At 65.5% G+C, this 19,985-nt stretch carries 16 protein-coding genes; 11 read left to right on the plus strand and 5 right to left on the minus strand.

Features of this window, described 5'->3' with window-relative positions; genetic code table 11:
- Positions 1–386 (plus strand): DDE-type integrase/transposase/recombinase (locus J3367_RS16305; RefSeq protein ID WP_421461735.1); only part of this gene is annotated, 386 nt, incomplete at its 5' end.
- The gene (locus J3367_RS16310; RefSeq protein WP_421461737.1) at positions 290–541 is read left to right on the plus strand and encodes an integrase core domain-containing protein; all 252 of its coding nucleotides are present in this window, start codon (positions 290–292) and stop codon (positions 539–541) included. The genes J3367_RS16305 and J3367_RS16310, both read left to right, overlap by 97 nt.
- A gap of 559 nt (positions 542–1,100) precedes the next feature.
- Here J3367_RS16310 and J3367_RS16315 read toward each other — a convergent pair.
- From J3367_RS16315 to bcsA, 4 genes are read right to left on the minus strand one after another with little or no spacing between them, the layout of a single operon-like run.
- On the minus strand, positions 1,101–3,206 hold the full coding sequence (locus tag J3367_RS16315) for a hypothetical protein (protein ID WP_421461907.1): 2,106 nt from the start codon (positions 3,204–3,206) through the stop codon (positions 1,101–1,103).
- Positions 3,197–4,291, minus strand: coding sequence for a glycosyl hydrolase family 8 (locus J3367_RS16320; protein WP_421461739.1), 1,095 nt, complete (start codon positions 4,289–4,291; stop codon positions 3,197–3,199). Before J3367_RS16320 ends, J3367_RS16315 begins: the two co-directional genes overlap by 10 nt.
- Positions 4,288–6,585 carry a cellulose biosynthesis cyclic di-GMP-binding regulatory protein BcsB gene (locus J3367_RS16325; protein ID WP_421461741.1) on the minus strand — a complete coding sequence of 766 codons (2,298 nt, stop codon included), beginning with the start codon at positions 6,583–6,585 and terminating at the stop codon, positions 4,288–4,290. Before J3367_RS16325 ends, J3367_RS16320 begins: the two co-directional genes overlap by 4 nt.
- Positions 6,586–6,631: 46 nt before the next feature.
- Positions 6,632–8,848 (minus strand): UDP-forming cellulose synthase catalytic subunit, encoded by a 2,217-nt coding sequence (gene bcsA, locus J3367_RS16330; RefSeq protein WP_421461743.1) that lies wholly within the window; start codon positions 8,846–8,848, stop codon positions 6,632–6,634.
- A gap of 1,252 nt (positions 8,849–10,100) precedes the next feature.
- On the opposite strand from bcsA, the gene J3367_RS16335 reads away from it, so the two are divergent.
- From J3367_RS16335 to J3367_RS16375, 9 genes are all read left to right on the plus strand, one after another.
- The gene (locus J3367_RS16335) at positions 10,101–10,673 is read left to right on the plus strand and encodes a cupin domain-containing protein (protein ID WP_421461745.1); all 573 of its coding nucleotides are present in this window, start codon (positions 10,101–10,103) and stop codon (positions 10,671–10,673) included.
- Positions 10,674–10,924: 251 nt separating this feature from the next.
- The gene (locus J3367_RS16340; RefSeq protein ID WP_421461747.1) at positions 10,925–11,794 is read left to right on the plus strand and encodes a nitrilase family protein; all 870 of its coding nucleotides are present in this window, start codon (positions 10,925–10,927) and stop codon (positions 11,792–11,794) included.
- 29 nt (positions 11,795–11,823) lie between these two features.
- Positions 11,824–12,975, plus strand: coding sequence for a substrate-binding protein (locus tag J3367_RS16345; RefSeq protein ID WP_421461749.1), 1,152 nt, complete (start codon positions 11,824–11,826; stop codon positions 12,973–12,975).
- Between the two features lie 86 nt (positions 12,976–13,061).
- Positions 13,062–13,898, plus strand: coding sequence for a branched-chain amino acid ABC transporter permease (locus J3367_RS16350; RefSeq protein ID WP_421461751.1), 837 nt, complete (start codon positions 13,062–13,064; stop codon positions 13,896–13,898).
- A complete protein-coding gene (locus J3367_RS16355) occupies positions 13,891–15,708 on the plus strand; it encodes an ABC transporter permease subunit (RefSeq protein ID WP_421461753.1) in 1,818 nt (605 codons plus the stop codon). Before J3367_RS16350 ends, J3367_RS16355 begins: the two co-directional genes overlap by 8 nt.
- Positions 15,705–16,436, plus strand: a complete 732-nt coding sequence (locus J3367_RS16360; protein WP_421461755.1) for an ABC transporter ATP-binding protein — start codon at positions 15,705–15,707, stop codon at positions 16,434–16,436. The genes J3367_RS16355 and J3367_RS16360 overlap by 4 nt, the downstream gene beginning before the upstream one ends.
- Before the next feature lie 31 nt (positions 16,437–16,467).
- Positions 16,468–17,205, plus strand: coding sequence for a DUF1028 domain-containing protein (locus J3367_RS16365; protein WP_421461757.1), 738 nt, complete (start codon positions 16,468–16,470; stop codon positions 17,203–17,205).
- A 20-nt stretch (positions 17,206–17,225) separates the two neighbouring features.
- Positions 17,226–17,402: a hypothetical protein gene (locus J3367_RS16370; protein WP_187391693.1), complete on the plus strand. Its 177-nt coding sequence runs from the start codon at positions 17,226–17,228 to the stop codon at positions 17,400–17,402.
- Positions 17,402–18,775 (plus strand): amidase, encoded by a 1,374-nt coding sequence (locus J3367_RS16375; protein ID WP_421461759.1) that lies wholly within the window; start codon positions 17,402–17,404, stop codon positions 18,773–18,775. Before J3367_RS16370 ends, J3367_RS16375 begins: the two co-directional genes overlap by 1 nt.
- Positions 18,776–18,806: 31 nt before the next feature.
- Here J3367_RS16375 and J3367_RS16380 read toward each other — a convergent pair whose 3' ends face one another.
- Positions 18,807–19,682 carry a LysR substrate-binding domain-containing protein gene (locus tag J3367_RS16380; protein WP_421461761.1) on the minus strand — a complete coding sequence of 292 codons (876 nt, stop codon included), beginning with the start codon at positions 19,680–19,682 and terminating at the stop codon, positions 18,807–18,809.
- Positions 19,683–19,985: the final 303 nt, after the last annotated feature.

The raw sequence follows: 19,985 nt of genomic DNA on the forward strand, positions 1-19,985 counted from the left end.
ATCGCGACCATGTCTGGTCCTACGACTTCGTCGAGAGCCGAACCCACGATGGGCGCAAGTTCCGCATGCTGAACATCATCGACGAGTTCACCCGGGAATGCCTGGCGATCCGGATCGATCGCAAGCTAAACTCGACCAGCGTCGTCGACGCCTTGACCGACCTGTTCATCCTGCGCGGCGTGCCCGACCATATACGCTCGGACAATGGGCCGGAATTTATTGCCAAGGCAGTGCGGGAGTGGATCGTCGCCGTGGGTGCCAACACCGCGTTCATCGAGCCGGGCAGCCCATGGGAGAACGGCTACTGTGGAAGCTTCAACGCCGACTGCGGGACGAACTCCTCAACGGCGAGATCTTCTACTCGCTGGCCGAGGCGAAGGTCGTGATCGAAAGCTGGCGCCGCCACTACAACACGGCGCGTCCGCACTCGTCATTGGGCTACCGCCCGCCGACACCGCACGTCCTGCAATGGCCGGCTTCGCCGCCCGGACCAGCTTCGCCGGTCACGCCAGCCTTGGCGCAAAGGCCGCTCATGAACTAAGATTTACCCTGGACCACCCGGTGGGGGCCGACCAGAATGAGCTTGAACACGACGCTTTTACAGATAGTTCGCATCACTGCGATGGCAAAGATTGCTGGAAGAGCGAGCCGTCGGCAAGCCCATTGAACTCGGGTTCCAGGACGAAATTAGGGTGGGCCTAGGGTCCCATCACTCGCCACTGGCAAAACAAGAGCAGCTCACGGCTCCCAGAGATCCCCCGCAATGCCTCGGCTTACCTGTTCGAAGCGATCTGCCCGAAACAGATCTCAGGTGCAGCACTCGTCAAGCCCTCGATGCGCTCGTCCTGCACACGGGGCCTCGAGACACGCATCGCGTGTCGAATGAGGTCGCTGACGTCTTCGCCAGCGCCCGAATTCATCAATCCTATTAACTGCGTCTCGCAGTCCATCAGCGAGTGGCGGCTTGACGCCTATCGAGCAGCAACCCGGTGGCTACTCGGCGTAGAGCGCCGCAGTCTGGCTTCTGCTAGATACCGTCTGGGTCTGGAACGAGTGGCACCAGCTCATTGCGCTAGGAAACGATCGGTCCTGGGAACGATCTAGCATTTGAACCGGACCTTGCAGTTGTTCTGGTTCTCCGGCCACATCCCGTATTTCGAGTTCGCAACCGCACCGATGCCGAAGCGGGTGTCCCGTGTGGAGCGCTTCTTGTCCTGGTTCCGGAAGATGCGGTCGGCCTCGTCCCAGCGCCGGAGCTTGATGTTGACCCAGCCCTTCAGGACTTCGGCGCCGTAGGACTTGCCGCTTCGTGCCTCTCGCTTGTTGAGGGTCGCCAGGGCGCCATTGTAGTCGCCAGCCTGGAACTGTTGGTTGGCCTGCCGCATCAGCTTGTCGCCGCCGCCGCCAGACCGTGCCCGCCGCGTTCCACGCGACGGCGATGCAGCCGACCTGCCCGGCCGGTACGACACGACGCGGGCGGGTGGGGCGTATTCCTCGATCTCGGCGAGCGTGGCAAATTCGTCGCCGTAACGGGCCTTGATCTGCTTCAGGCCGGCGTTGTTCTTGGTCCGGCTGGCCACGACCGCGAGGCCGAGAACGCCCTCTTCGGTGACGTCCCAATCCACCGACTTCTCGAACCAGGTTCCGGCCTCGTCGATCTTGTCGTCTTCCAGAAGGTGCCAGCCCAGCGTCTGGGCGCCGAGGGCCGAACGTGTATCCTCGACCACGGTCTGGAAACGACCGAGATCGGCAACGGACAGATCCGCCGCGACCGCCGGATCGTTCATCCTGTCGGCCACCAGCTCGACATAGATCTTCGCCAGTTCGGGCGAGTCCTCGTACTCGCGATAAGCCAGATCTTCGGCCGTATCGAGTTCGTCCAGATTGCGCAGCGAGAGGACATAGCCCTCCAGATGCTTCGGGTTGGGCTCGATGTCGGAGGCGAGGCTGAACCACTCCTTCGCCATGTCAAACCGCTGGAGATTGTAATGATACCAGCCCAGGAGGCTGGCATCCTCGGCCGAGAGGGTCGCCTTGGCGAAACGCTCGTAGGCCTGAAGGTCGTTCGCGGACACGCGCGAGCGTTTCTGTCCGGCGGCGATCTCTTCGCCGATCTCGGCACGCAGCTTCTGGAAGCGAATGCCGTCGAACTCGCGCGATCCGTTCGTCAAGGTTCTGCCGAAGGTGATCAAGGCATCAACGCCCTTCTGCGGCAACAGCAAGGCCGCCTTCTGCATCGTGGCGAGGCGTTCGCCGGGATTGTCGCATGTGGTCAGAACGTAGCCGTAGAGATCGAAGGCACGAGCCAGATCGCCGGATCGGGCGAAGGCTTCCCCGACCTGCCACAGGACATCCATTTCCGCACAGACCAGAAGCGACGGACGCTCCCGGGCGGCAGCGAGCGACGATGACCAGTCACCGGCCTCGAAAGACGCCTTGATCCGTTGGCGGGCATCGGCATCGTCGAGCTTGGTCGCCAGATCCGCCGACGGTCGATAGGTCGGATGCTGCGCCTGGTAGGTCGCGATCCTGCTACGCACCTCAGCGAAGCGGCCGGCCGCGAACAGGTCCCAGAGCGGCTGTTCGTCGACATCGCTCTTGGGAGCGAACAAATCGGCGGGAGGGGTCCAGGCCGGATACAGCGTCTTCAAGCGTCGGATTTCGGCGCCGACCCGCTCGAGATTGCGCTGCTCCGCATAGTAGCGCAGCGCACTCTCGTCGATCCCGCTCCTCTCGCCCGATCCGGTCTGGGTGTCGATGCCTCCGTCGATGGAGAAAGCCGGACGGTTCCGATGCGTCGCATCGGTGGGGGCGCCAGTGGTCGCTGCCGGGGGCACGACGAATGGATTTGGGGCGACGGCCACGGCTGCCGGCGCCGTGACCGGGGCAGGGATGGCGAACGGATTGGCAGCAGCCGTGCCGCCGGTCTGTCCGACGCCGGTCGGCGCGAGGCCGGCTGGAGCAGGGGCCACCGCACCGGCGTCAATCTGCGGATAGAAGGTTCGCAGGATGTCGCCACTGCGGCTCGATACGGGAGGCGCTGCATTCGCATCGGGAGCGGATGCGCCTGGTGTGGTGGCCCCCGTAGACAGTCCGAACGACAGGCTCCCGGGAGTCGCAGAATCGGATTCGGCCGACACGGGAGCGACCAGCATGGCGGTGAGAAAGGCGACGGACGCAAGTCCGCGGGATCTCGTCAGAAGCATTCGGAATACCTTTCTGAGAGGGCCATCAGGCTGAGAATGTGGAGCGTGCTGGCATAATAGGTTGACGGCTCGAACGCTTTTGCGCGACGCGCCGAATTGCTCTGGCCAAGGCTGCACGCGATGACGTCGAGGATTGCGTCGTAACCGGGCGACACCATTGGCTCGATCGGCGTCCCGGTGGTTACGTCGAGCACTGCCAGACCGCTGCGGCCTTCGTCGCCCCAGGCTCGCTGAAGGCTTTCGAGCAGTTGCGGTTCGGCGTTCGTCTGCCAGGCGACGTAGAGCGGGATACGGACGGCGTTGTAGCCAAAGGTCGGAGGGAAGGCGGTGGCCGGATGCGGAACCTCACCGCCGATCCCCGTCCAGTCGGACGGGATCTTCTCAGGTGTGGCGTCGATCGCATGCAGCAGCGCGAAGCCGCTCGCTGCGAGGTTCAGCGCCTTGAATTCGGGCATTGTCTCTCCGAGCTCCGCGATTGCGGGAAACACCCAGTAAGACATGTTGACGACCGGCCCGTCGGCGCTGTCCTCGACGGTGAACCCCTGGACACCAGGCAGCAGAACCGTGCCGTAGCGACTATTGGTCGTGGCAAGCTCCACCACGTCGCCCACGATGGCGCGGGCCTCGCGCAGATGATCCCTGACGCCCCAGAGCTTCCAGGCCCGCAGTAGCGCCCAGGCGATCAGGATGTCCCCGTCCGTGGCGTTGTTGGGATCGGTGACGTGGGGCGAGGCGGCCGGATCCCATTTCCACGCCGCCAGATTATCGTCCCGCACCATCAGTTCGCGTTCGGTCCAGTCCCACAGGGCATCGAAGCTCTGGCGATCGCCTGCGGCAACGGCGATCAGCATGCCGTAGCCCTGGCCTTCGCTGTGGCTGATCGAACCGTTTTCACGGTCGATGATCCGCCCTTCGGCGGACATGAAGAGGCTACGATAGAGCTGCCACGACCCGACGATATAGTCGGCCGGCAGGACCTCGGGGGCGGCAGTTGTGGCCGTGACGGGATTGGCGTGCGCGGCCGGAGGATAGGTCACGGCGGGTAACAGCGACGCCAGGGCACAGAGTGTGAGGATCGATCTCATCGGTCGCGGTTTCCGACCTGCGACAGGAACAGGCGCGTTGAGATGCCGAGCATCAGCGCCAGAAAGATCAGCGTCAGCACATATGCCTGCAGATGGCGAGACAGCCAGCCGGCGAAGACCAGCCGCAGGTTGCCGAAGGATCGCGGTTGCGTCTCGTAGAGGCGCTCCTCGCTGGCGTCGTGGGAGACCACCTGGCCGTCATCGTGAAGGACCGTGACGGCGCCGCCGAGCTGCGCCCAGTTTGCTGCCGCAGCCATTGTCTGGACGCCGGCCGTCAGTGTAGCGGCATCCGCTGCAGCGACGACCGTCCAGGCATAGGGGCGATTTCCGGGCGTGGCGGCCTGCGCCATGACCAGCCTGCTGGCTGGTTCCGGAACGTGACCACCGCCGTTGGTGAAGGCGTCGTTCTCGCCCAGACCGAGAAAGTTTGATGCCTGCGCACTGACGAGACCACCGACCCAGCCGCCGAGTTCCTCGATGCGGGACGCGATGTCGGTGGGGGCAGCGAAGGCATCCGCCAAGGAGGCGATCCGGATGTTGCCGAGCCCCGCTCCGCCCGTTTCCTCCTGCGACAGCGACGCCTGCGTGTCGTCCGTCTCTGCCTCCGCTCCGAGCCTCGACGGGACAGCCAGCCCGACCTGATCCAGTAGAGCAGGCGGGAGATCGGCATAGGTGCCGACGGCCAGGAGATCACCCGAGGCGACCATCGGTACGTCGCGCGAGACCTTCACCGGCTGGACGCTTCCGGACGAGGCGGCGATCTGCGCCAGAAGAGTTGCCGCCGCGTCCAAGCCCGGCGCATTCAGGCCGGTGGAGTAGATCGTCAGCGTCTCGCTCTCGTCGCCGCCTACGCTCCGTCCTGCCGACATGGCCGCCATATCAGGCAGGTGACCCATCTGCGCGACGCGCGGCAGATGCAGGGCGGAGCCTGGGCCGATCACGAAGCGGGCTGGCATGTCACTGATCGATGCGATGGGTTCGCAGGTTTCGTCGCTGCCGCTCAGGAGCGTCGCCTCGAAGGTGACGCGATTGTGCCCCGGTCGGAGTGCGCTCAACGGCACCTTCAACGTCTGCTGTTCGATGCGTCCCTGTCTGGTCGAACTCAGGGGCAGCGAGGACACCTGCCGACCGTTTGCCCGGACGATGAGCGTGGCGTCCTCCGACAAGCCCGCAGCATAGGCGGCATCGAGTGTGATGTGTGCCGCGTCGTAGTCTGCAGCGTAGAAGTCGCTGGGCAGGTCGAAGGCAATTTCGGAGCGGTAGGCCCGGCCGGCGAATTCCCGCGTATCGAGCCCCAGGTCGACAAGGGGGATGGATGTCTTGGACGAGACAGTCTGGCCCTGGGGAATGGACAGCGACCTCAGGCCCGCTGCCGTTCCCATCGGAGCGTTCGACCGTGCCTCCTCGACGAGCGCGGCGATCGTCCTGTCGATGTCACCGGTGATCTGCGAGCCGACGAGCAGGGTCGCCCTGCCGCCCGCCTCGGGAGCGATCAGGGATACGTCCGGGGCGACCTGAACGGCCGGACGCGTCGAGGCCGGCCGCACGCCACCCGGCGGTGTGCCGATGATGATGTCGAGGCCAGGGCCGCTCCCGGCGCTGCGGGAAACGGTCACGGCGGGACGATCGATGCCAGCCAGGAGTACGGTAGCCTGAAGGACGCTCATCGCGCGGTCGAGATCGGCCGTCCGGCCGGCACTCTGCACGAGATTGATCGCCATCCGGTCCGTCCCGGTACGGGCGATGGCCGGCAGATCGGCGAGCGAGGAGAGCTCTACATAGGGGGTGCCGAAGTCGAGGCCGCTGAGCGACGGGGCAATCCGGGTCCATAATTCGTAGGTTCCCTCGATCGAGCAGTCCACGCGATGGTGCTGGTCGACCAGGATGCGGATACCGTTATAGCCGGGCTGCAGGACGCCCGCCGGGATGGCGACCGACAATTCACCGCTGCGACCGAGCTGTGTTTCTCCGACGGGCAGATCGTTGATGAAGACGGCCATTCGCGATGTCTCGGGCATGATCGAGACGGCGCTCTGATAGGACAGGACGAGTTGTGCCGCCTGGGCGGTTTCCGCTGCCGTGACGTAGAACGGGTAGGCCCGTTCCACGCGCTCGCCGGCGAAGGCCAGTTCGGCCGAACCTGCGTTGAACCTGCGCAGCGTCGCGGATGCGCCTGGACTGGCAGGAGCCGTTACCGCCGCGGGCGGGACCGGGATGGTGGGCGCCGGTGCCGCGAAAGGGTTGGCAGGCTGGGCGGATGCCGCGAGCGGGGCGAGGCTGGCGACCGCAAGCATGGTGGTCGACAGGAGGGTCCTGGAGAAAATCATGATGGTGATACCTTCAGGCGTTGGCTGAGTTCGGCCGGGCTGCCGCCGCGGCCGGTGCGGTGTCCGCCTCCAACGCCGGCTGCTTCGCATCGCGATCGAAGATGAGATGGTGGAACGCGCCCAGCGGGTAGGCGAGACTCCAGCCGATGAAGGCGAAGCTTCCCCCGAGGATGCCGCGGCGGTTGCGCCGGGCCAGACGGGCTGCACGGACCGGACCGAGATCGGCCAGCATCAGGTTGGCGATCAGCGGGTAGTGCGTGACGCCGGCGCGGAACCGCAGTCCCAGGCCCAGACCGTCCTCGCCACCGCCGAAGCTTTTCACGGTCACCGGCAGCGAGCCCAGTTCGCGGGTGCCGTCCTGGGTCCAGACAAGGAGCCGCGCATCCTCGCGATCGATCGCTTCGGGGAGCCTGCCGAGCACCGCGACCTTGGCGCCGCCCAGCGATACGTCTTCGATCACCACCGGAACCGTTGCTCCCGCGACGACCAGTTCGCCCTTGCGGGCACTGGGCATCCGCGGCGCCTGCCGGCGTTCCATCCGCTCGGTAACGACCCCAAGCGCCGCGCCTGCGACGACCAGGTTCATGAGGTTCCAGGTTCCGACGACCAGCAGCATGCCGCCGATTTCCGGCTCGGTCTGATAGCGATAGATCGCAACACCCATGGTGAGCAGCAGCGCGCCGAAGATCACGAAGTAGGGCCAGGACAGGTCCGAAAGGCGGTCCCGGTCCATCGTCAGTCCCTTCGCCGTGACGTTGAAGGTGGGGCGCCGCGGGTTGATCAGCACGCTCATGATGGCGCGCACCAGATAGACCGACTGGATGTATTCGTAGAGATCCGACACCCAGGGCCAGCGCACGCGGCCGTAAAGATAGTTGCGCAGCAGTTCGCCGGCGAAGAGGTAGGTGAGGGAGTAGGCGACGAACTCGTCCACCGAGGCGTCGAAGATCTTCATGTCGAACAGGATGAAGAGCAGCGGCGAGGCCAGGAAGACGAGGCGCACGAACGGAAAGAACCAGAACATGCCGCTGGACATGTAGCAGATGCGCTGCGCCAAGGTCAGGCCGGACCGGAATGCCGGGTTCTTCAGCAGCAGGATCTGGATCATGCCCCGGCACCAGCGCGACCGCTGGCCGATGAAACTGACAAGGGTCTCCGGCTGCAGCCCGGAGACCATCGGCCGGTCGACATACAGGCTGTTCCAACCGCGCGAGTGGAGATCGAGCGCCGTCTCGCAATCCTCGGTGATGGACACGCCGGAGAAGCCGCCAACCTGATCGAGAGCCGAGCGGCGCAGCACCGCAGCCGAACCGCAGAAGAACGCGGCGTTCCACTTGTCCAGGCCCTTCTGGATCGTGCCGTAGAACATCTCGTTCTCCGACGGCATCGTTCGGAAGGTCGACAGGTTCTTCTCCAGCGGGTCGGGATTGGAGAAGAAGTGCGGCGTCTGGACGAGAAACAGCCTGGGATCGCGCTTGAAGAACCCGACGGTCTCGCGCAGGAACTCCCGGGCAGGTGCGTGGTCGGCATCGAACACGACCACCAGCGCACCGGACGAATGCGCCAGTCCGTTGTTGAGATTGCCGGCTTTGGCGTGAACGTTGGCGGGCCGGGTCAGATAGCCGACGCCGAGATCACGGCACAGATACTGCAGTTCTTCGTGACGCGTCTGCGCCGCGAGCGCGGTCTTGTGATCCGACGACAGTCGCTTCTCGTCCGTGCCGCCGTCGTCCAGCAGATACACGCGCAACTTGTCCTGCGGGTAATCGAGGGATTTCGCAGCCGCCAAGGTGAGCGACAGGATGTCGGAGCTCTCGTTGTAGGAGGGCACAAACACGTCGACACTGGGCAACTCGTCGTCCGGATATTGCGGCGCCTGCGGGCGTTCGAGCGGATCGGCAGACACGAAGAGGCTCATCGCCAGCATCAGCAGACAATACATCTCGGCGCCATAGAGGATGATGGCCGGGATGAAGTTGGTGAGATCGTCCGCGGAGGGCAAGGTCGATGTGGTGCGCCAGTACGCGTAACGCAGGACGACAAGGCTGACGGCGCCCAGGAATATATATTTCCATGTGCCGCTCAGACGAAGTATATATATGCCAGTAGCTACGGCCAGAGCAGTAGTCGCAATCAGCCATTGCGCCTCTACGCTCACAGGTTGCTGAACCATTATGAAGAAAAGCAATGCGCAAACCAGCCAGATGCCACCTAAGATCGTTCTAAGCATCGAAACCTCAACTATTTTTGCGCGGGAGCATGCAGGATTAGATCCCGAAACGACTATGCAGATTTAAACAGGGCGCAACGTCTTGCGTCAATGTCCGCTCACTTTTGCGGTAAGGTCTGGTTAATTGAGAAATATATCCTAGTGACGCTGAGGAAAATGAGCGTATTTTTGGCACTGGCCGTGCAGAATCTGCACATATCGCCTCCGTTCGAGGCATTTGGCTGAATGCCATAGGCTGGTGTGATGGCGTCGCACCGGGCTCTGTCGCGCCGACGACCATTGCGAGCCATCGTGGAAGACGGATTTCGCCGCGGAGGGCTGTGCGAGAAGCACTTCGATTGGTGTGGGTGCGGCAATCGTGGCTACGGCGCTATGGCCTTGGTACGCGAGGAGCATTCTGTGAAGGCCAAAGGGGCCGATGGCTTTTTCCCCAAGGTGCCTCCGTACATTCCATGTCGATAGGCGGCGGGACCATCAGTTCCTGTGAGCTTTGCGGCAGATGGCATGCACGTATTCCGCCCGCGGGGCGCGGTTTAATGCGGCGTCGACGCCTTATCGCGCATCTTGATCCACCATCCCGCACCAGGCTCCGCCGCAATGAGAAGGCTCTGGGCTGAGTGGTATGAGATGCCATGCGGATCCCGATGCCGTCGTGATGCGAACCAGGTCGTTGCGGAACTCCAGGTAGCGCGGCAAGGGCGGTGCGTACGCTTCCCCCCGACTCATCAGACGAAGAAGCGACCCGACGCTGTCCGGCTGAAAAGGGCTGACCGGCGTTCTCCATTGCACAATTCGCAGGGGGCTGAGGAGCTGCGCCTGCGTGCTCGTTGCGAAGCCGAGCGTAGCCAAGCAAGCGACGGCGACCATCTTCATCGAGAACCTCGCATTTGATGGGGCTCGATCGCGCCACGCGGGCATCTCGCCGTCAAGTGCTGCGGCATGTGCCACAGCGCGCGTCGCGTGGACCTACAGTGGGCCCTTATCCGGTTCGCAAGGTCACTCGCGCTGCGCACGCGCCTGTCCCGGCAAAGGATTGCGGTATCCTGCAACACTTCGGACGGTCCGAGAAAGATGACCGTCATCGCCCCGAGCGTCGAGCCACGCGGCAGCGATCCTCGCATCGCACTTTGCAGGGCGACGAGGGGTTCCGGTTGCATGCCACTTGCGGTTATCTGGCCCGAGCCATGGATGGGTTCGGTTGTAGCTGGAGCGATCCGTCCGCCAAGTTGAGGTTGTTTGCCGGATGCAACAGATGCGTAACTCGGTGCCGCAGGATGTCGGCCGCAAGCTCCGGCACATGCGCAACCTGCACAATCTCTCGCTGAAGCAGCTTGCTGCGACGGTGGGCTGTTCGGAAAGCATGCTGTCCAAGGTCGAGACGGGCAAGGTCAAGCCCACCCTGACGATGCTGCGCAAGCTCGTGGATGCGCTGGGAATCAACATTGCCTTCCTGTTCGAGCCACAGGACGAGGACGCGGCGATCGTCCACCGGGCCGGCGAGCGGCAGGTCATCGGCGTCGGCCAGTCCCGCCGGGGCGCCGGTATCATGCTGGAGCGGCTGCCGCCTGCCGCGCCCCAGAATGTCCTCGAGGCCAACATCCACATCGTCAATCCCGGCGGTTCGACCGACGGCGCCTTCTCGCATGTCGGCGAGGAAATCGGCTTCGTGCTCGAGGGCACCTTCACCCTGACCGTCGAGGGCGTCACCCATGTGCTCGCGCCGGGCGACTCGTTCGCCTTCCGCTCCGAGCGTCCGCACGAATATCGCAATGACGGCGACACGGTCGCCCGGGTGCTCTGGGTCAACACGCCGCCTACTTTCTGAGCACGCCATTCGCCGGTAGTGCGCGGCGCCCACGGCGCTGCCGCCCTGGCCGGTTCTGCCCGCGTATTCGGCAGGCTGCCTGCGTATTGTGCGCGCCCAAAATTCTTACAGAAATCCGTTCAAGTCACTTGAACGCGCACCCGGATCGGGTAGGCTTTCCGCATCGCAGCCCTTGGCGCGCCGCTCTTTGATGGCATGTCGGCAAGGGCCGGTGCGGGTTGGCACAAACGCGAAGGTGAGGGCGAAGGTTCATGGCGCAGGCGGCAGGCATCCAGATCTCATGTGCGCAGTTCGAGCCGCGCATCGGTGAGATCGAGCGCAATGTCGAGACCAGCCTGAAGCTGATCGGTGAGGCCGCCGATTCCGGCTCCCGGCTGATCGTGCTGCCGGAGCTGTGCAATTCCGGCTACGTCCTGGAAAGCCGTGAAGAGGCCTATGCGCTGTCCGAGGATGTGGCGACCGGCGGCTCCATCGCTCGTTGGGCGGCGCTGGCAGCCGAGCGCGGCCTCTACATCGTTGCCGGCTTCCTGGAGCGCGAGGGCGTCAAGCTCTACAACAGCGCGATCGTCATCGGCCCCGACGGCGTCATCGGCACCTATCGCAAGAACCATCTGTGGGCCGACGAAGCGCTGTATTTCGAGCGCGGCGATCTAGGCTTCCCTGTCTTTCACACGCCATTCGGCCGGATCGGTGTGCTGATCTGCTACGATGGCTGGTTCCCCGAGGCCTGGCGCATTCTGGCGCTGCAGGGCGCCGACATTGTCTGCGTGCCGACCAACTGGGTGCCGATGGCCGAGCAGCCGGGCGGCATGCCAGCCATGGCGAACGTCCTGTGCATGGGCGCCGCGCACAGCAATTCCATGGTGGTTGCCGCCTGCGACCGGGTCGGCACCGAGCGTGGACAGCCCTTCATCGGCCAGAGCCTCATCGTCGACCACAATGGCTGGCCGGTCGCCGGCCCCGCAAGTGCGCGCGAGCCGGAACTGGTGACCGCCATCTGCGACCTCTCCCAGTCCCGCAGGAAGCGCAACTGGAACGACTTCAACCAGGTGATGCGCGATCGCCGGACGGATCTTTACGGGGAAATGCTGGGCACGGCGGTTCGGCCCGGCTGGTACTGAAACAGGCCTCTCAAACAGGGAAACACGTCATGAACATCAAGAGTCTAGCCGGAAGCGTCGCGCTTCTGGGAGCCATGGCCTGCAGCGCCTCGGCGCAGGAGCCGATCCAGATCGGCATTCCCGTCGGCCTCAGCGGCGCCAACAGCGTCGTGGCGCCCTCCGTCGTCCAGTCCAGCGAGCTCGCCGTCGAGGAGATCAACGCGGCAGGCGGCATTCTCGGCCGGCAGGTCGAACTGGTCGTGGCCGATGACGGCAGCGGCGCCCAGGGCGCCCAGCGCGCTTTCGACTCGCTGGTCTTCCAGGACGACGTCGACGTGCTGATCTCGATGGAGACGAGCGCTGCCCGCAATGCCGGCCTGCCGATCGTCAACCGCGCCGGCAAGCCGTTCATCTACACATCCTTCTACGAGGGCCGGTCCTGCAGCCCCTGGATGTTCGTCGATGCCTGGGTGCCCGAGCAGCAGGTCAAGCCGATCGTCGACCACTTCGTCGACAACCTCAGCGCCAAGACCTTCTACCTGATCGGCAGCGACTACAATTTCGGCCGCGGCATGCTGGAATTCACCCGCGACTACATCACCGAGCGAGGTGGTGAGGTGCTCGGCGAGCAGTATCTGCCGATGGACGGCTCCGACTGGACCGCGATCATCAGCGATCTGAAGTCGAGCAATCCCGATGCGCTGATCACCTCGACGGCCGGCGGCGCGCCGAACGTCACGCTGACCAAGCAGCTGCGCAATTCCGGCGTCTCGATCCCCTATGGCAACCTCGCCGTCGACGAGGGTACCGCCAAGAACATGGGCGCCGACGCGGCCGGCATCTACATCTCCCAGTCCTATCTGACCGGCATCGGCAGCGAGGAGAACAAGACCTTCCTCGCCGCGATGGAGAAGAAGTTCGGCAGCGAGCTGAAGACCCCGAACGATCTGTCCGTGCCGCAGTACGAGGCGATCTATCTCTACAAGGCCGCCGCCGAGAAGGCCGGCTCGGTCGAGCCCCAGGCAATCGTCGACGCATTGCCGGAGGTCTCCTTCACCGGCCCGCGTGGCGCGATCCAGATGAATAAGCAGCATCACACGCCGCTGACCATGTATCTCGGCCAGGTCACCGATGCCGGCGGCGTCGAGGTCATCAAGACCTTCGACAATGTCGATCCCGGCGAGCAGTGCCCGAACCTCTGAGCCGACGACAGACACGATGAGGGATGGCCGGCGGACGATGTTCGCCGGCCATCTCCACCCGACAGGCACAGGCCGCTGGAGACCGGATGGCGACGCTTTTTCTCGATATTCTGACGACCTCGTCGATGCTGTTCATCGTGGCCGCCGGGCTGATGATCATCCTCGGCGTGATGAAACTGATCAATTTCGCCCACGGCGCCTTCCTGACCGTCGGCGGCTACGCCGCGCATGTGGTGACCGATGCCGGCTTCAGCCCGTGGCTGACCATTCCCGCCGCCGCCATCGTTGGCTTCCTGCTCGGCGTCGTGGTGGAGCGCCTGATCGTGCGACCGCTCTACTCGCGCCCGCTCGACGCGATCCTCGCCACCTGGGGGCTGGGCATCGTCATCGCGCAGGTCATCGTCTTCATCTTCGGCCGTGAAGTGCAGTTCGCCGCCAGCCCGATCTCCGGCACGACCGACATCTTCGCCACGACCTATTCGTCCTGGCGGCTGATCCTCGTCGCCGTCGCCGTGATCATCGGCGGGCTTCTGACGGCTCTTCTTTATCTGACCCGCTTCGGCCTTCACGCCCGGGCGGTGATCATGAACGAGAACCTGGCCCGCGGCCTCGGCATCGACAGCGTCCGGGTGCGCGCCATGACCTTCGGCCTCGGCGCCGCGCTGGCCTGCGCCGCCGGCGCGCTGATCACGCCGCTGCTCTCGGTCGACCCGAACATGGGCCTGCCCTGGCTGGTCAATTCCTTCATGCTGGTGCTGGTCTCCGGGGTCGCGATCCCCGGGCTGGCGCTCGCCTCGCTGTTCCTCGGCGGCGCCCAGGTGCTGGTCAGCACCTTCGTAAGCCCGATCCTCGGCGGTATCACCATTGTCGTCCTCGCCGCAGTCATCCTGCGTATCAAACCCCAAGGACTGTCCCGTGGCTGACAACATCTCGAACGCGTCGCAGCGCTCGTCCCGCCAGATCTGGACGACGCTCGCCGGGGCCGCAGTCGCACTTGTCATCGTGGCGACCGCACCGCTCTATCTCGACACCTACATGACCAACGTCCTGATCCGGGCGCTCTTCCTCGGCGTGCTGGCGCTGACGGTGGATCTCGTCTGGGGCTATACCGGCGTCCTGACCTTCGGCCAGTCGGCCTTCTTCGGCATTGGCGCCTATGCCTGTGCGCTGGTCGCCACCCACTGGGGCTTCGGTCCGGGCTGGTTCGCCCTGGCGCTGGTCATCGGCATCGTCGCCGCGGCGGTCACCGCCTGGCTGGTGGGCCTCCTGTCCTTCTATCACGGGGCCTCGCCGCTCTACTCCTCGATCATGACGCTGGCGCTGCCGATCGTGCTCGTCCAGATCATCTTCGCGGGTGGCCGGTTCACCGGCTCGAGCAGCGGCCTGTCGGGCTTCCCGACCTATTACTGGTCGATCGACACCTGGTTTGTGATCGCCGGCATCCTGCTCGTGTCGGTCGCCACCGTCGCTTGGCTCTTCGTGCGCTCCGACTACGGCCGCATCCTCGTGGCGATCCGCGAGAACGAGGACCGCTGCGCCTATCTCGGCATCCCGGTCTCGCGCATCAAGATCGGCCTGTTCGTCGCCTGCGGCGCGATCGGCGCGGTCGCCGGCTTCGGCTATGCCGCCTTCACCAACGTCGTGGCGCCCGAACTCGGCGGCTTCCTGCTCGGCACGGAATCGCTGATCTGGGTGGCGCTCGGCGGACGCGGCACGCTGCTCGGCCCGATCCTCGGCGCCATCGGCATCGACGTGACCTCCTCCTATCTGTCCGGCAGCCTGCCGTTCCTGTGGAAGTTCATCGTCGGCGTCGTCTTCGTGCTGGTGATCATCCTCCTGCCGAACGGCTTCGCCTCGCTGGTCACCGGTGCCTGGCGCCGGTATCGCGCGCGCTCCAACCCCGAAGGCGAGGGCCATCACGCCACCAGCGTGCGTCTGGTTGCGGCCGAAGGAACCGGCGTACGGCCCACGGCAACGTCCGTTGCGCCGATCCGCATCGCGGCCCTGACCTGCCGCTATGGCAGCCTCACCGTCCTCGACGGCATCGAGGTGGAAGCGCGAGAAGGGCAGCTTCTGAGCATCGTCGGCCCGAACGGCGCCGGCAAGACGACGCTGATGCGCTGCATCAGCAACGGCACCGAGCGCACCAGCGGCGAGGTGACCGTCGCTGGCACCGAGATCGGTCGCCGCTCGCCCCAGAAGATCGTCGGGCTCGGCGTCGGTCGCAGCTTCCAGAATACCAGCCTGTTCGACAGCCTGACGGTGGGTGACTGCCTGCAGCTGGCCCGCTACCGCATCGACGGCGCCTCTGCCTTCGTACGGCGGCAGACGGTGACGCTGCCGGAGCCGGCGCTGGAGATCCTGCGGGCAACCGGGCTCGACCAGCAGCTGGGCCTTGAGACCCGCTATCTGTCCCACGGCATGAAGCGTGGTCTGGAACTCGCCATGGTGCTGGCCACCGAGCCGCGCGTCCTGCTGCTCGACGAGCCGACCGCCGGACTGACCAAGTCCGAGCGCACAGCCATCGGCCACGTCCTGACCCGCCTCGTCGAGGAATACGGGCTCTGCGTCTTCCTGATCGAGCACGATCTCGACTTCGTCCGGGAAATCTCCAACCGGATCGTCGTCCTCCACCAGGGCAAGCTCCTGATGGACGGCAGCGTCGAGGAGGTCGTCTCGTCCGATCTCGTCAAGGCGGTCTATGCCGGCCACAATCTGGAGACCGCCGTATGAGCGCAGCACAGAACCTCACGCCCCGCGAGAACTGGCTTGCCGTCGAGAATGTCAGCAGCGGCTACGGCGCGGCAACCGTGGTGCGCGACGTCAGCTTCGGCATCGCGCCCGGCGAGATCCTGGTGATCCTCGGCAAGAACGGCATGGGCAAGTCGACGCTGCTCAAGACCATCATGGGCTATGTGCGGGCGTCGCGTGGCACCATCCGCCTTGGCGGGGAGGAGATCACCAACCGTCCGCCGCACCTGATCGCGCGCCAGTCGGTGGCCTATACGCCGCAGGAATTCGCGATCTTCCAGGACCTGACCGTGGAGGAGAATCTCCGCCTTGGCGTCGAGAGCGACAAGCTCCTCGCCGAGCGGATGGGCGACGTGGAAGCAGCCTTCCCGGTGATCGCCCGGCGCTTTCGCCAGCGCGCCGGTACGCTGAGCGGCGGCGAACAGAAGATGCTGCTTCTGTCGCGCGGCCTCGTCGCCCGGCCGAAGATCATGCTCATCGACGAGATATCCGAAGGCTTGCAGCCCTCCATGGTCACCAAGATGGCCGAGGTGCTGCGGCAGACCAAGGAGAAGAACGGCGTCGCCGTGCTCCTGGTCGAGCAGAACCTGCCCTTCGCCCTGTCGGTCGCCGACCGCTACGCGATCCTGAAGATCGGCGAGATCGTCGAGCAGGGGGATGCGGCCCACGCCGACACCGCCGCGACGCTCGAACAGCATCTGCGGATCTAGCGGCAAGCCAAACGGGAGCTGCTTCACTGCCATGGAAGCCAACACCTACTCCATCGTCGCGCGGTGCGCGCGAACCGGCGAACTGGGCGTCGCGGTGGCTTCGGCCGTGCCGGCCGTTGGGTCGATGTGCCCCTATGTCCGGCCCGGCCTCGGTGCGGTGACGACCCAGTCCTGGGTCAATCCCTACCTCGCCTCGACCATTCTCGATGCGCTTGGGGAGGGAGCCGGCGCCGAAACGGCGCTTGCCGCGGCCATGGCGGCCGATCCGGAGGCCCATCTCAGGCAGGTCGCCGTCGTCGACGTGGCCGGCGGCTCGGCGTCCTGGACCGGAGACGCCTGCACGCCTGCCCATGCCGCGGCCACCGGCACGGATTATGCCGCGCAGGGCAACATGCTGACCAGCCCCGAAGTCATCGTCGCCATGGAAGTTAGCTTCCGGGAAACGGCGGACGAGCCGCTCGGCGAACGACTGATGCGCTGCCTCGAAGCTGCTCAGGCAGCCGGCGGCGACAAGCGCGGCAAGCAGTCGGCGGCGTTGCTGGTCTATGCCGGCGAAGCCTATCCGCGGCTCGACCTGCGCGTCGATGAGGATCCCGATCCGGTGGCGCGGCTGCGCCAGACCTTCGAGATCGCCAAGCTCCAGCTTGTGCCCTTTGTCGACGGCATGCCGCGGCGCGAACGGCCGAGCGCTTTCCCGCAGGAGGTGATGGACCTCCTGCTCAAATCGCCGCCGGACCGTCCGGGCGGCGGCGGCTGCCGCGAGCCGTGACCGGAACGAGGAGAGAGCCGATGCAGGACGAACGCATGATGGACTCCGAGACGCTGATCCGCGCCGATCGGGTGGCGGAAGTCCGGACGGCTTACACTGCGATCGCCGAACAGATCGCCGCGCTGCGCCATCTCGATCTGGGCGAGACCCACCCGGCCATCGTGTTCCGGCCGCTGCGCCGCGGGGAGAACGCCTGATGGACATCGACACCGCCTTCGATGCGCCGATCGGCGAGGTGGCAAGGGCAATTCGGGACGCGAAGTTGTCACCGGTGGCTCTCGTCGGGGCCTGCCTCGATCGGATCGCGATCCGCGACGGCACGCTCCAGTCCTTCGTCCATCTGGCCGGCGACGCGCTGGAGCAGGCGAAGTCAGCGGAACTGGCCGTGCGCGACGGTCGGGCGGCGGGCCCGCTCCACGGCATCCCGATCGCGGTCAAGGACAATTACCTGACGGCCGACATGCCGACGACGGCCGGTACGGCTGCCGAGATCGCCTTTCCGAAGGAGGACGGCGCCGCCATCACCCGGCTGCGCAAGGCCGGGGCGATCCTCATCGGCAAGACGCGGATGCACGAATTCGCCTGGGGCATGGAGACCCCGCCGGCGTGCAACCCCCATGACGAGGGGCGGGTACCAGGCGGATCGAGCGGCGGGTCGGGGGTTGCCGTTGCCGCCGGGTTCTGCCTTGCCGCGACCGGCTCCGATACCGGCGGCTCAATCCGCATCCCGGCCAGCCTCTGCGGGACTGTGGGCTTCAAGCCGACCTTCGGCCGGATCGGCCGCTCCGGCATCGTGCCGCACAGCTGGTCGCTGGACCATGCCGGCCCGCTCACCCGCAACGTCGCCGATGCGGCGCTGCTCGTCGACGTGATGTCGGGGCACGATCCAGACGATGCGGCATCGGCGAACGAACCGCCCACCGATCTGGCGTCGCTCGCGGCCGCGCCGCCCAAGGGGCTGCGCATCGGCGTCTGCCGCAACCATTTCTTCGAGGCTCTGGACAGCGAAGTCGCAGCCGCGGTTGAGGCGACGATCGAGCGCCTGGCCGCTGCCGGCGCACAGATCGTCGAATTCGAGGTGCCGGAACTCGCCTGTGGCCTCGGCGCGATCTTCGCCATCGAACTGTCGTCCTCGACCGCCTACCATCTCCCGCATCTGACCTCCGGCGCCATCGACGACTACAGCGAGGACGTCAGGCTGCTGGTCGAGATGGGTCGGCTGGTAACGGGCTCCGACTACCTCCAGGCGGAACGCTACCGCCGGCTCCTGGCCGGCAAGTTCCAGACGGTGTTTGATCGGGTCGACGTGGTGGTCGGCCCGACCATGCCGATCACCGCCTGGGAGATCGGCCAGCGCGAGGTGGTGCTGGGTGGCCGGCGCGAGAGCGTGCTGGAGACCTCTTGGCGCTTCACCTATCCTTGGAACCTGCTCGGTCTGCCGGCGATCAGCCTGCCCTGTGGGACCGACTCCCGCGGGTTGCCGATCGGCTTCCAGATCGCCGGCGCGGCCTTCGACGAGGCGAGCGTCGTGCGAGCTGCCACAGCGGTCGAACGGACGCTCGAGGCCTGACTGGAAACGTCCTGATCACGCCGCCCAAGCCTTACTCGGCGAGGGTTGCTTTCAGCCAGTCGACGAAGCGTTGTACCTTGCGGCGATTGAGGTGCTGGTGGGGGCAGACCAGCCAGAGCGAGCGTTGCGTCACGCGCGTTTCGTGCCGCATGGGGCGAACCAGTCGGCCGTCGGCGATCTCGCGCCGGGCGGTCAGGTCCGATTCCAGCGCCAGCCCGACGCCGGCGACCGCCATGTCGATCGACATGTGCGCCCGGTCGAAGAGGGCGCGTTGCAGGCCCTTGGGCGGCGCCACGCCCTGGACGTCGAACCAGTGCGACCATTGCACGACGTTCTTGACCGAATGCAGCAGCCGGAAACGCGTCAGATCGGCGACGTCGAGCGAGCCTGCCGGCGCACAGCCCGGCGCGCACAGGACCGACATTTCCTCGTCCCGCAGACATTCGGTGTAAAGGCCCGGCCAGCCGCCCGAGCCATGGCGGATCTCCAGGTCGATCGCCTCGCGGCTGTAGTCCGGCGGCTCGTTCGTGGCGTCGAGATGCAGTTCGATGTCGGGGTTCGCCGTGATGAAGCCCGGCAGGCGCGGCAGCACCCAGGTGTTGGCGAAGGTCGGCGCGATGCGCACGTTCAGAACCGTGTAGGAATGGCGCTCGCGCATCTGTTCGGTGACGCTCGCGACGCGCTCGACCTCGTGCCGGATCAGATCGAAGTAGCGTTCGCCCGCTTCCGTCAGGATGACGCCACGGCCGGTCCGCGAGAACAGGCGCATGCCGAAATAGGCTTCCAGAAGCTGGATCTGCTGGCTGATCGCCGACGGCGTGACGCCGATGCTGTCGCTCGCCTCGACCATGCTGCCGGCGCGGGCGGTGGCGTGAAAGGCGAGAATGGCGCGGAACGGGATCGGCATCGGATTTAGATATTCTAATCAATCCGCCGGCGAAAGTCGTTTGCCTCGTCTCATCTTCGGCCAGTATTCCAGACGTCAGACCATCGCGCGTCCGAGAGGATGGGCGCGCGATCGGATCGGGCGAAGGCCCGCCGCCGATCGGGGAGACACGCATCACGCCGGGGAGGGAGGCCCTGCGCCGATGCGGAACGTGCGCCGACGCCGGGACGCCGGCGGGAGACCGCGGCGCCCGGCGATCGGCGGCGGTCGCTCCGCATGGGCATCGCCGGATCCCGCATCACCGATCCAGCAGAACTGTCCGGG

Source organism: Aurantimonas sp. NFXS3 (assembly GCF_049132005.1).
Lineage (GTDB): Bacteria > Pseudomonadota > Alphaproteobacteria > Rhizobiales > Rhizobiaceae > Aurantimonas > Aurantimonas coralicida.

Bases quoted from the DNA above. Each gene is read 5' to 3' on its own strand.
- J3367_RS16310 (WP_421461737.1), top strand. From the start codon at position 290: ATGGGAGAACGGCTACTGTGGAAGCTTCAACGCCGACTGCGGGACGAA.
- J3367_RS16315 (WP_421461907.1), bottom strand. From the start codon at position 3,206: ATGCTTCTGACGAGATCCCGCGGACTTGCGTCCGTCGCCTTTCTCACC.
- J3367_RS16320 (WP_421461739.1), bottom strand. From the start codon at position 4,291: ATGAGATCGATCCTCACACTCTGTGCCCTGGCGTCGCTGTTACCCGCC.
- J3367_RS16325 (WP_421461741.1), bottom strand. From the start codon at position 6,585: ATGCTTGCGGTCGCCAGCCTCGCCCCGCTCGCGGCATCCGCCCAGCCT.
- bcsA (WP_421461743.1), bottom strand. From the start codon at position 8,848: ATGCTTAGAACGATCTTAGGTGGCATCTGGCTGGTTTGCGCATTGCTT.
- J3367_RS16335 (WP_421461745.1), top strand. From the start codon at position 10,101: ATGCGTAACTCGGTGCCGCAGGATGTCGGCCGCAAGCTCCGGCACATG.
- J3367_RS16340 (WP_421461747.1), top strand. From the start codon at position 10,925: ATGGCGCAGGCGGCAGGCATCCAGATCTCATGTGCGCAGTTCGAGCCG.
- J3367_RS16345 (WP_421461749.1), top strand. From the start codon at position 11,824: ATGAACATCAAGAGTCTAGCCGGAAGCGTCGCGCTTCTGGGAGCCATG.
- J3367_RS16350 (WP_421461751.1), top strand. From the start codon at position 13,062: ATGGCGACGCTTTTTCTCGATATTCTGACGACCTCGTCGATGCTGTTC.
- J3367_RS16360 (WP_421461755.1), top strand. From the start codon at position 15,705: ATGAGCGCAGCACAGAACCTCACGCCCCGCGAGAACTGGCTTGCCGTC.
- J3367_RS16365 (WP_421461757.1), top strand. From the start codon at position 16,468: ATGGAAGCCAACACCTACTCCATCGTCGCGCGGTGCGCGCGAACCGGC.
- J3367_RS16370 (WP_187391693.1), top strand. From the start codon at position 17,226: ATGCAGGACGAACGCATGATGGACTCCGAGACGCTGATCCGCGCCGAT.
- J3367_RS16375 (WP_421461759.1), top strand. From the start codon at position 17,402: ATGGACATCGACACCGCCTTCGATGCGCCGATCGGCGAGGTGGCAAGG.
- J3367_RS16380 (WP_421461761.1), bottom strand. From the start codon at position 19,682: ATGCCGATCCCGTTCCGCGCCATTCTCGCCTTTCACGCCACCGCCCGC.